An 8,903-nucleotide genomic window follows, 5' to 3' on the forward strand; every position below is an offset into this window, starting at 1 on the left:
GTCTAAGAAAGTATTTCCCCTTTGGGCTAAAATAGAAAAATTACCAGAAGTGTATAAAAGTTCTCGGGTTTCTGGGTAGAATATTGCCGTTACTATATCCATAGAAAAGTCTTCTGTTATGCTAGGATTATATTTGATTATAGGATAGACACTTTTGTGGACAAGCTGTACTAGGTCAGTAGGTCTAGCTATTTGATGCCAATCTTTAAAGTGACTCAGTGCCGACGCTACAAGTGTGCTTACAATACCTGCATTTACCCCATGCCCCATAACATCGCCCATAAGAAAGTGAGTTCTATTTTTTTCAATCTTGAACCAGTACCAATCTCCTCCAATACCCCGCATAGGCATATAAATTAGTAAAGCATTTGGATTTACACGCTTAAATAGCTCTGGGCTGGGTAGTAAACCTTGAATGTAACTTTGAGCTATATCTAAGTCTCTTTGGTAATTTTTGATAAGCTCATTTTGCTCCAACTGCTCAAGTTTTTTGTGTGCATCTATTACTGTACCTGCAATTAAAAAACCATTTATTTGATTTCTATAATCTCTATCCGCAGTGCCATATAAATCAACCCATTTAACATCATCTTCAAATTTTAATTTCAAAACAGCATGAGCTATATTTTGGCTTGATAGGTCAGCAAGAAATTCATCTATTGTATTTTCATTATTATACAAACTGAAAAAGTCAAATAAATTTTTGTCTAAAACTTGCTCTCTATCTAAACCTGTATGCTTCGTAAAAGCTTCATTGACTTGTTTTATGCAGAAGGTAATATCAGTATAAACGGCTATACAAAGTTTACCGATAAGCAACATGCACGTAGATGGATTAGCTAGAGCACTTGCTATTCCTGACATACTTCAAATTTACTTTGTGCAAAGATAAATACTACAAGTCTTAATGTCAATAAAAAATAAAGATAACATTTAGTTCAAGAGATAAAAAAATTATCTAAATATGAGTTACTTTTGGTTTACTCTGATATTTTAGGGCTAGCTAACTTTGTAGGTCCCAAAAGAAAAAACTAGCAAACAAATTATTTTAGATATCTTTACCTTTACAATGGAAGTAGGTTTTTTCAAGATTACTTGGGCGGACATACTAGATATCCTTTTAGTAGCTATTATATTGTACTATGTGTATAGGTCTCTTAAAACCCAAATGGCAAATTTGCTATTAGTAATCTTATTTTTCTTTTTCTTGATTTACGAAGTTGTACATATTTTTCAAATGGACTTGCTGATGCATATTTTAGACCGTTTAGCTCAAATTGGTTTTGTGATTGTAATTATTATCTTTCAACCTGAAATACGCAAGTTTATGCTAAGTTACAGCCAAATATCTTTAATAGAGAGCTTGAGAAAAAGACGATTTGATCCTGAAAGTATCCACTTGGAAGAGATTGTAACAGCAATAAAAATAATGTCTGCTACTCATACGGGAGCATTGATTGTATTTCAAAAACGAGACTCGTTGGAGGAGATTGCCAAAAAAGGGGATATCATAGAGGCTGAAATTAACAGCCGAATTTTACTGACGATTTTTCAAAAAAATAGCCCTATGCACGATGGTGCAGTAATTATCGCCAATGGAAAAATTCAAGCAGCAAGATGCATTTTACCTATGGATACAACTTTACAACTTCCCCAAGGCTATGGAACAAGACACAGAGCAGCCCTCTCTCTATCTAATGAATATGATAGCGTGATAGTAGTCATTTCTGAAGAGCGGGGTGAAGTATCTGTGGCATATAAAGGTAATCTACAAACTCAATTAGAGATTGACAAGGTGAAAAGTGCTATTGAATCGTATTTAACCAACTAAATTTATGTTATCGGTGTTAGACATATCTATCATTTTACTTTATTTAATCCTCTCGGTAGCTATAAGTCTGTGGTATAGTCATAAAGCCAGCAAAAATATAAAGGAATACTTTCTATCAGGTCGGAATTTGCCTTGGTGGTTAGCAGGTACATCCATGGTAGCTACTACATTTGCCGCAGACACACCTTTAGCTGTAGCTGAAATTGTCTATCATAACGGTATATCAGGAAATTGGCTATGGTGGAATGCACTTATCGGAGGAATGATAACTACCTTTTTCTTTGCTAAACTTTGGCAAAAAGCTAACGTAATGACTGATATTAGTTTAATTCAAATTCGGTACTCAGGTACCGCAGCACAAGTGTTACGAATGTTCAGAGCTATATACATAGGAGTATTCATGAATGCTGTTATTATAGGCTGGGTTAATCTAGCATTGATAACTATTCTGCAAGTATTTTTTAAATTTTCTTATCTTGAGGCTCTTGGGTTTACTTTTCTTTGCATGCTTTTTACGGCTTTTTATGCTTCTTTATCAGGTCTTTGGGGTGTAACTGTAACCGATGCAATTCAATTTGTTATTGCAATGATAGGGTGTATTGTCTTAGCAGTAATGGTAGTTAATCATGAAAAAATAGGCGGAATAGAAGGTCTAAAAAGTAAACTTGCTCCAGAAACGCTTAATTTTTTGCCGAATTTTTCTTTGCAAAATGTAGGTAAAACTATGTCTATTAGTGTGGGTACGTTTTTAACTTATGTTGCAGTGCAGTGGTGGGCAAGTTGGTATCCAGGTGCAGAACCAGGCGGGGGAGGTTATGTAGCCCAGCGCATGTTAGCTTGTAAAAGTCCAAAGGATGCTTTTTGGGCAACTTTCTTATTTCAAGTATTACATTACGGAGTTCGTCCTTGGGCTTGGATTATAGTAGGTTTGTGTGCTTTGATTCTCTATCCTGATTTGAAAGATGAACAAGTAAAATTCGGCTATGTGTACGCTATGCGTGATTTTTTGCCAAATGGTTTAAGGGGACTACTATTAGTTGCTTTTTTCGCTGCTTATATGAGTACAATTGCCACACAACTTAATTGGGGTGCTTCATACTGGATAAATGATATTTATGCCACATGGATAAAAGTAAGTTCGCAAGAAAAGCAGTTAGTATGGATATCTCGCATTGGCACATTTGGAGTAATGTTGGCAGGTTTAATAGCCACTCTACTGATTGATAGCGTGAAACAGGCATGGGAATTTTTACTTCATTCAAGTGCAGGATTGGGATTTGTATTGATAGCTCGCTGGTATTGGTGGCGCATATCCGCTTGGAGCGAAATAGTAGCTACAATAAGTCCATTTATCATATACTCTACAATTTTTCTTTTGAAACCTAGCTTAGAATCCTCAACTACATTTTTAATTGTAACTTTTGGTACAGTATTTTTTACTTTACTGGCTACCTATTTTCTACCTTCAACAGATGTGCAAACTTTACAAAACTTTTACAACTCCATTCAACCCGAGGGATGGTGGCAACCTTTTTCAAAAAAACCTGTAAATAGAGCATTTTTTTTACGAAATGCTATAACCGTTTTACTTAGTATTGTTATGATTTACAGTGGTCTATTTGCCACAGGAGCTTTGATTCTTCAACAATACGAAAAGCTTTTAGTCTATACTTTGTGTATGTTAATTTGTATCACTGCCTTTTTAAATTTAACCAAAAAGGTTGGTTCTTTTGAGTAAAGTAATTTTTTATAGTTTTGCGTATATCAATTAGAGATGACTCTCTTAAATAAAAAATGGTGGCAAATCTGGAAAGGAAATCTCAATGAACCCCCATCGGCACTTGAAAAAATTACCCGTACCTATAAAGACATAGCCAAAGAGCATAAGAAAAAAGAATTTGAAATTGTAACCGTATACCAAAAAATAGAAGCTGCATACAAAATTGTTTTGAGAGTCCTGATAGGAGTTCTATCGATAGCAGTAGTCGTTGGTTTTATCAAAGAATATCAAAAACAAGAGTTGGTCATAGAACCTTTCTTAGTCTATGATGAACTTAAAAAGCAAGGAGTAGAAGGCACAGTGCTATCTAGTACTATCATAGATAAAATCAACGAAATCAAGGAATTCGCTAATACCTCAAAAGAAACCCAAGCCTTTAGCAAACAGCGCGCAGCAAAACCTATACAAATACGTTTACCTGTGGTAGGAAGTGGTTTTTCTATCAGTGGAGTTTATGAACAAGTCAAAAGTGCTTTGGGAAAAACCCCAAAAACTGTTTCAGGAAGTGTAATACAATATGGTAAAAAAACAACCCTAATTATAAATATCATGGGTAAAAGTTTTAGAAAAAGCATACCTACCGATAGCAATACAGTAGATAAGCTAATAGATTTTGCAGCTATTACTATTCTCAAGCAAACCGAACCTTATCTATTGGCAGCTTACTGCATGCAAAAAAAAGATTACGACCAAGCAATTGAAATTAGTAGGTATTGCTTAACTCATGAACCTCAGTCTGATGATAAATGGGCATACCTTATTTTAGGTAGAGCAGAATTCATGAAAGGAAATGAGGACTCAGCTATAGAATACTGTAAAAAAGCTATCACTTTGGATAAAAAATTTGCTTATGCTTATACCAATTGGGGAGTGATTTTACAACTATCTCGGAAAGGTCCAAACTATGAAGCTGCCATTCAAAAGTACAAAGAAGCTATTAAAATAAATCCAAAATATATTGCTCCCCACCTTAATTGGGGAACAATCCTTCAAGCACAAAAAAAATACAATGAAGCACTTGAAAAACTAAAAACAGCTTACGAATTAGATAAAAATGATAAGTTCATTCCCCACCGAATTGGGAATGTTTATTTTGAAATGCGAAAATATGATGAAGCTATTGAGTGGTACAAAAAAAGCATAGATATTGCCCCCGATTTCATAGATGCTTATTGGGGTATTATAGAATCTATACGAGATAAAAAATATCAAATAGACGAAAGTTTTTTTCTTTCAGCTGTAGAAGACGCGCTAGAACTCAACCCTTATAGTATCATTCCTTATTTTGAGAGTAAAGAGTTATACAAATACTTGCACAAAAATGTCAAGCTTAAAGAAGCATTAAAACAGTATTACGAACAAATTTGTAAAAACAAACAATCTATCCTGACCGATTACAAGGATGACAAAGATATGGTTTTAAGTTTAGCTGTATCTCTACGTGAGCTTGAGGATTACAAGATTGCTTTACAAGTCTATGAAAATGTAATACAAGCAAAAGATTATGAAATAGAAGGCTTGTACGGCATGCTGATATGTTATACTCGGCTAAATATGAAAAAAGAAGCTGTTCGTACTATGGAAAAACTATTGGAAATTGACCCAGAGACTAAAGAATACTTTTATTATCAACCTGTACTTTTGCCTTATCTTGCTCATCCCAAAGTTTTATCTTTGCAGAAACATTAAATAATGAATACGGAACAGCTCAATTTTTTCATGCGCCGTGCAATAGAACTTTCTCGTATTGGAATGGAAAATGGGCAAGGTGGTCCTTTCGGTGCAATTATTGTCAAGAATAACCAAATTATTGCAGAGGGATACAACCAAGTAATTGCTACTAATGACCCCACAGCTCATGCCGAAATTGTAGCTATCCGTAAAGCATGTCAAAATTTGAATTCTTTTCAACTTAATGATTGTATCTTATTTACATCCTGTGAACCTTGCCCCATGTGCATGGGAGCAATTTATTGGGCAAGACCTAAGGCAGTATATTTTGCAAATACTCGTAAAGACGCCGCAGAAATTGGCTTTGATGATGAATTTATTTATCAAGAACTGGCTGTTCCCATAGAAAGAAGAACCATCCCAATGTATCAAATTTTAGTCCCAGAAGCTAAAAAAGTCTTTCTTCTATGGAAAAATAAGCCTAATAAAACCTTATACTAACATGAAAATCTCATTAGTCGGAATGACTATGGTTGGAAAAACTACTCTTGCCCAAAAAATAGCCCACTATTTTGGCTTTACTCATATTGATACAGACAATTATATTGAAAATATCTACAAAACTTCGATACCGAATTTGTTTAGCTCACAAGGTGAATTAGGTTTTAGACGCATGGAAAGAGAAATTTTGAAGCAAATTCTTTTGCAGTACGCAAATAAAGACTTCATTTTATCCTGTGGGGGAGGTTTACCTTGTTTTTATGACAATATGCAAACACTACTCAAACACACTTACTGCATCTATTTAGAAGCTCCATTATCATTCTTTGAGTACCAAATTCAAAACAGTTCTGCTTGGAAAAACAGACCTTTACTCAATACACAAGAACCCCTACAAACTATAAAAAAACTCTTGTCCCAAAGAGTAAAATATTATGCCCAAGCACACTACAAACAGCCTGTTTACTTAAATTTAGAACAAACTTACCAAGAGCTAATTCAACATCTAAAAGAAAAATAATGTAGCTGCATGTATAGACTTTTAAAGCCCTATTAACAACTTTAAGCACTTTTGTATTAAAATTCCATTTACAGGCTTTACTCCTATTCTTAAACCTTATTTTTTGCTATCTTTGAAGTATGAACAGCACACATAAGGTAGACTTGCTTAATATAGGCTTGATGCTTTTTTCATGCGTTTTAGCTTATTTTTTGCCGTTTGAGCTATTTCTGTTTTCGTATGCTGTTTTGGGACCTTTACATTATCTAACAGAAATAATATGGTTACATAGAAGAGAATACTTTTCAAAAGCCCGATATGATTTTTTAATTCTCGGCGCGTTAGCACTTTTGATTTACTTTCTAAGCTATCATTCTCGTTTTGATACACCCCGCCAACACATGATGTGGGCTTCTAGTGTAGTTTATTTAGCTTTTATGTTAGGATTTGCTTTTGCTATGTTCAGCAAGATGCTTCATCGTTTCTTGTTTATTTTGGCTGCTTGTTTTTTACTTCTGCTAATTGACCACAAAATACCTCAACCTCATAACTTTATTCGGTTATTTGGTTTATTCTTACCTACGCTTATTCATGTATTTGTCTTTACAGGAATGTTTATCCTGGTAGGTGCTTTGAAATCTAAAAGTATCACAGGCATAGCATCTTTGATTGTATTTTTAGGCTGTGGCGCAAGTTTTTTTGTGTTCATTCCTGACATAAGCTATCATGCCAGTGAGTACGTGAAAAATAGCTATCAAGGTTTTTACATGATAAATATAGAACTTTCCCGCATATTGGGATTAGCAGAAATAAAAACTATACCCGAAGTATACTCCTCGCCTTATAGTATTGCAATTTCGAGATTTGTATCTTTCGCTTACACGTACCATTACTTAAACTGGTTTTCTAAAACTTCAGTTATTAAGTGGCATAAGGTACCTAAAAAGCATCTCATGGCTGTAATTGGTATTTGGATAATTGCTTTAATTACTTACGGAATTGACTACAATATTGGACTACAAGCTTTGTATGCATTAAGCTTTTTACATGTCTTTTTAGAGTTTCCGCTTAATCATCAGTCTTTTGTTCAAGCAGGTAATCTTATTTTCAGAAAGAGGGCTACTGTATCTATTTAATAAATTTTTGCTGAATGTATTTTTTTGGCGTATCCTTGTAGGTGTTTCGCTGTGCTGATGCCTACAAGGGCGGCATGCTGCGAACTACGTGCGGAATACTCCGACCCTTGCGTCAGCAAGGGAAATCTCCAAAAAAGAAACTGTATTAAAAACAAATTTCTTAACCTTGTAACTCATTCAAAATCAATACTAAACAATCTAAAAAACGTACAGGCTAAACGGCGTGGGGCACACAACAAACCCAGCAAATATTTCAAACTAAAAACCATCAAAATTCAACAGTACTCACCTCTATCTACTACTTTTTACAGCTATATCCTCTAAATATCGCACTGATAACCAAATAGTTGATAAAAAACTTACTCCACCTGAAAGGCAAGTATTTGACCAACTGCTTAGCTAAAAATCTACCAAAAGAGCACGTCAAAAAGCAATATACCTTTCTTTTAAGGGCATTTCCAGATAGTTTACCAATATGATACACTTTGGGCATATCCAAGTGCTTTTGATAAATGTAAGACAAACCATAACGCCCGTACTCTTCTAGTTGTTGCAAGGCAGTAGATAAGCTTTTCTCTTGCACAGTTCGGCATAGAGCTAAATCATTTTTGTACAACTTTGCAGCAAATTTTTTGTATATTCGGTAGGATAACTCCATATCCTCGCCGCCATATTTGTTTATGTTTTCGTCAAAGCCATTAAGTTCTACAAAAAATTTAGAAGGCAGAATTGAATTAGCGGTAATAAAATAGTTCCAAGGTAAAAGTTGGTTATGAGTGTATTTAGCATGTCCGCGCGTAGATAAGTACTTTGCCCAAATGTTTTTGTGGGCGTTTGTGTACTCAATCGCCCCTATGGATATAGCATTTTTGCCATGTAGTTTGAGCAAACTTAAATGTGCAGCTAAGCAATTTGTATCAGGGCACATGTCAGAGTCTAAAAACCATACATACTCTCTACTTATGTAAGGTAGGGCAAGGTTGCGCGTCGCAGCACGCCCGTGATTTTTTTCATCTTTATGCTGCAAAATACACGCTCTATAAGGCAGTGAAGTAAGCAGCTTGGGTATTTCAAATAAAGTTTGGTCTTGAGAGCCATCTACCGCAATCCATACTTGAAAGTCAAGTACCGTTTGACGCGATAAACTAATTAAACATTCTTTTAACTCAACATAATTGTCATAAGTGGGAATAACTACATCTACCATTTATTTTAACTTGTTTTTTCTCTTCGCAAGTTAACTACACTTCCCTGAAACGCCCACAAAGATATAAATGTCTTCGTACAGCAGTCAAATTTATACAAGGGCTTGTGAGGTTCAAAAAACACAGAGTTAAGAAGAAAGCAAGCTACTCTTTTTTCGTAGTTTTGAAACATGAACAAGATAAAATTCCCTTACGGCATCAGTAATTTTGAGATACTTTCCAAAGAAAACTACGTTTTTGTAGATAAAACCTCTTTTATTCCACGATTAGAGGAAGAAAG

At 34.8% G+C, this 8,903-nt stretch carries 10 protein-coding genes; 8 read left to right on the forward strand and 2 right to left on the reverse strand.

Annotated features, from left to right (window positions below):
• The coding region (locus NZ519_09000) for a SpoIIE family protein phosphatase (GenBank protein ID MCS7028890.1) at window positions 1-864 on the reverse strand (864 nt) is incomplete at its 3' end.
• A gap of 205 nt (window positions 865-1,069) precedes the next feature.
• On the opposite strand from NZ519_09000, the gene cdaA reads away from it, so the two are divergent.
• From cdaA to NZ519_09035, 7 genes are all read left to right on the forward strand, one after another.
• A complete protein-coding gene (gene cdaA, locus NZ519_09005; GenBank protein ID MCS7028891.1) occupies window positions 1,070-1,831 on the forward strand; it encodes a diadenylate cyclase CdaA in 762 nt (253 codons plus the stop codon).
• Window positions 1,832-1,835: 4 nt separating this feature from the next.
• A complete protein-coding gene (locus tag NZ519_09010) occupies window positions 1,836-3,569 on the forward strand; it encodes a Na+:solute symporter (GenBank protein ID MCS7028892.1) in 1,734 nt (577 codons plus the stop codon).
• A 36-nt stretch (window positions 3,570-3,605) separates the two neighbouring features.
• Window positions 3,606-5,300 (forward strand): tetratricopeptide repeat protein, encoded by a 1,695-nt coding sequence (locus NZ519_09015; protein ID MCS7028893.1) that lies wholly within the window; start codon window positions 3,606-3,608, stop codon window positions 5,298-5,300.
• Window positions 5,301-5,303: 3 nt separating this feature from the next.
• Window positions 5,304-5,783 carry a nucleoside deaminase gene (locus NZ519_09020; GenBank protein MCS7028894.1) on the forward strand — a complete coding sequence of 160 codons (480 nt, stop codon included), beginning with the start codon at window positions 5,304-5,306 and terminating at the stop codon, window positions 5,781-5,783.
• A 1-nt stretch (window position 5,784) separates the two neighbouring features.
• Complete coding sequence (locus tag NZ519_09025; GenBank protein ID MCS7028895.1) at window positions 5,785-6,303, forward strand: shikimate kinase; 519 nt, start codon at window positions 5,785-5,787, stop codon at window positions 6,301-6,303.
• 119 nt (window positions 6,304-6,422) lie between these two features.
• Window positions 6,423-7,418, forward strand: coding sequence for a hypothetical protein (locus NZ519_09030; GenBank protein MCS7028896.1), 996 nt, complete (start codon window positions 6,423-6,425; stop codon window positions 7,416-7,418).
• A gap of 57 nt (window positions 7,419-7,475) precedes the next feature.
• Window positions 7,476-7,742 carry a hypothetical protein gene (locus NZ519_09035; protein MCS7028897.1) on the forward strand — a complete coding sequence of 89 codons (267 nt, stop codon included), beginning with the start codon at window positions 7,476-7,478 and terminating at the stop codon, window positions 7,740-7,742.
• Here the strand turns inward: NZ519_09035 and NZ519_09040 are convergent.
• A complete protein-coding gene (locus NZ519_09040) occupies window positions 7,717-8,625 on the reverse strand; it encodes a glycosyltransferase family 2 protein (GenBank protein MCS7028898.1) in 909 nt (302 codons plus the stop codon). The two genes, NZ519_09035 and NZ519_09040, sit on opposite strands and share 26 nt — an antisense overlap.
• Before the next feature lie 168 nt (window positions 8,626-8,793).
• On the opposite strand from NZ519_09040, the gene NZ519_09045 reads away from it, so the two are divergent.
• On the forward strand, window positions 8,794-8,903 hold a 110-nt coding region (locus NZ519_09045; protein ID MCS7028899.1), incomplete at its 3' end, for an AAA family ATPase.

Source organism: Bacteroidia bacterium (assembly GCA_025056095.1).
GTDB lineage: Bacteria > Bacteroidota > Bacteroidia > JANWVE01 > JANWVE01 > JANWVE01.

Coding starts and splice junctions, on each gene's coding strand:
- NZ519_09010 (MCS7028892.1), top strand. CDS start 1,836: ATGTTATCGGTGTTAGACATATCTATCATTTTACTTTATTTAATCCTC.
- NZ519_09030 (MCS7028896.1), top strand. CDS start 6,423: ATGAACAGCACACATAAGGTAGACTTGCTTAATATAGGCTTGATGCTT.
- NZ519_09025 (MCS7028895.1), top strand. CDS start 5,785: ATGAAAATCTCATTAGTCGGAATGACTATGGTTGGAAAAACTACTCTT.
- cdaA (MCS7028891.1), top strand. CDS start 1,070: ATGGAAGTAGGTTTTTTCAAGATTACTTGGGCGGACATACTAGATATC.
- NZ519_09015 (MCS7028893.1), top strand. CDS start 3,606: ATGACTCTCTTAAATAAAAAATGGTGGCAAATCTGGAAAGGAAATCTC.
- NZ519_09020 (MCS7028894.1), top strand. CDS start 5,304: ATGAATACGGAACAGCTCAATTTTTTCATGCGCCGTGCAATAGAACTT.
- NZ519_09035 (MCS7028897.1), top strand. CDS start 7,476: ATGCCTACAAGGGCGGCATGCTGCGAACTACGTGCGGAATACTCCGAC.
- NZ519_09040 (MCS7028898.1), bottom strand. CDS start 8,625: ATGGTAGATGTAGTTATTCCCACTTATGACAATTATGTTGAGTTAAAA.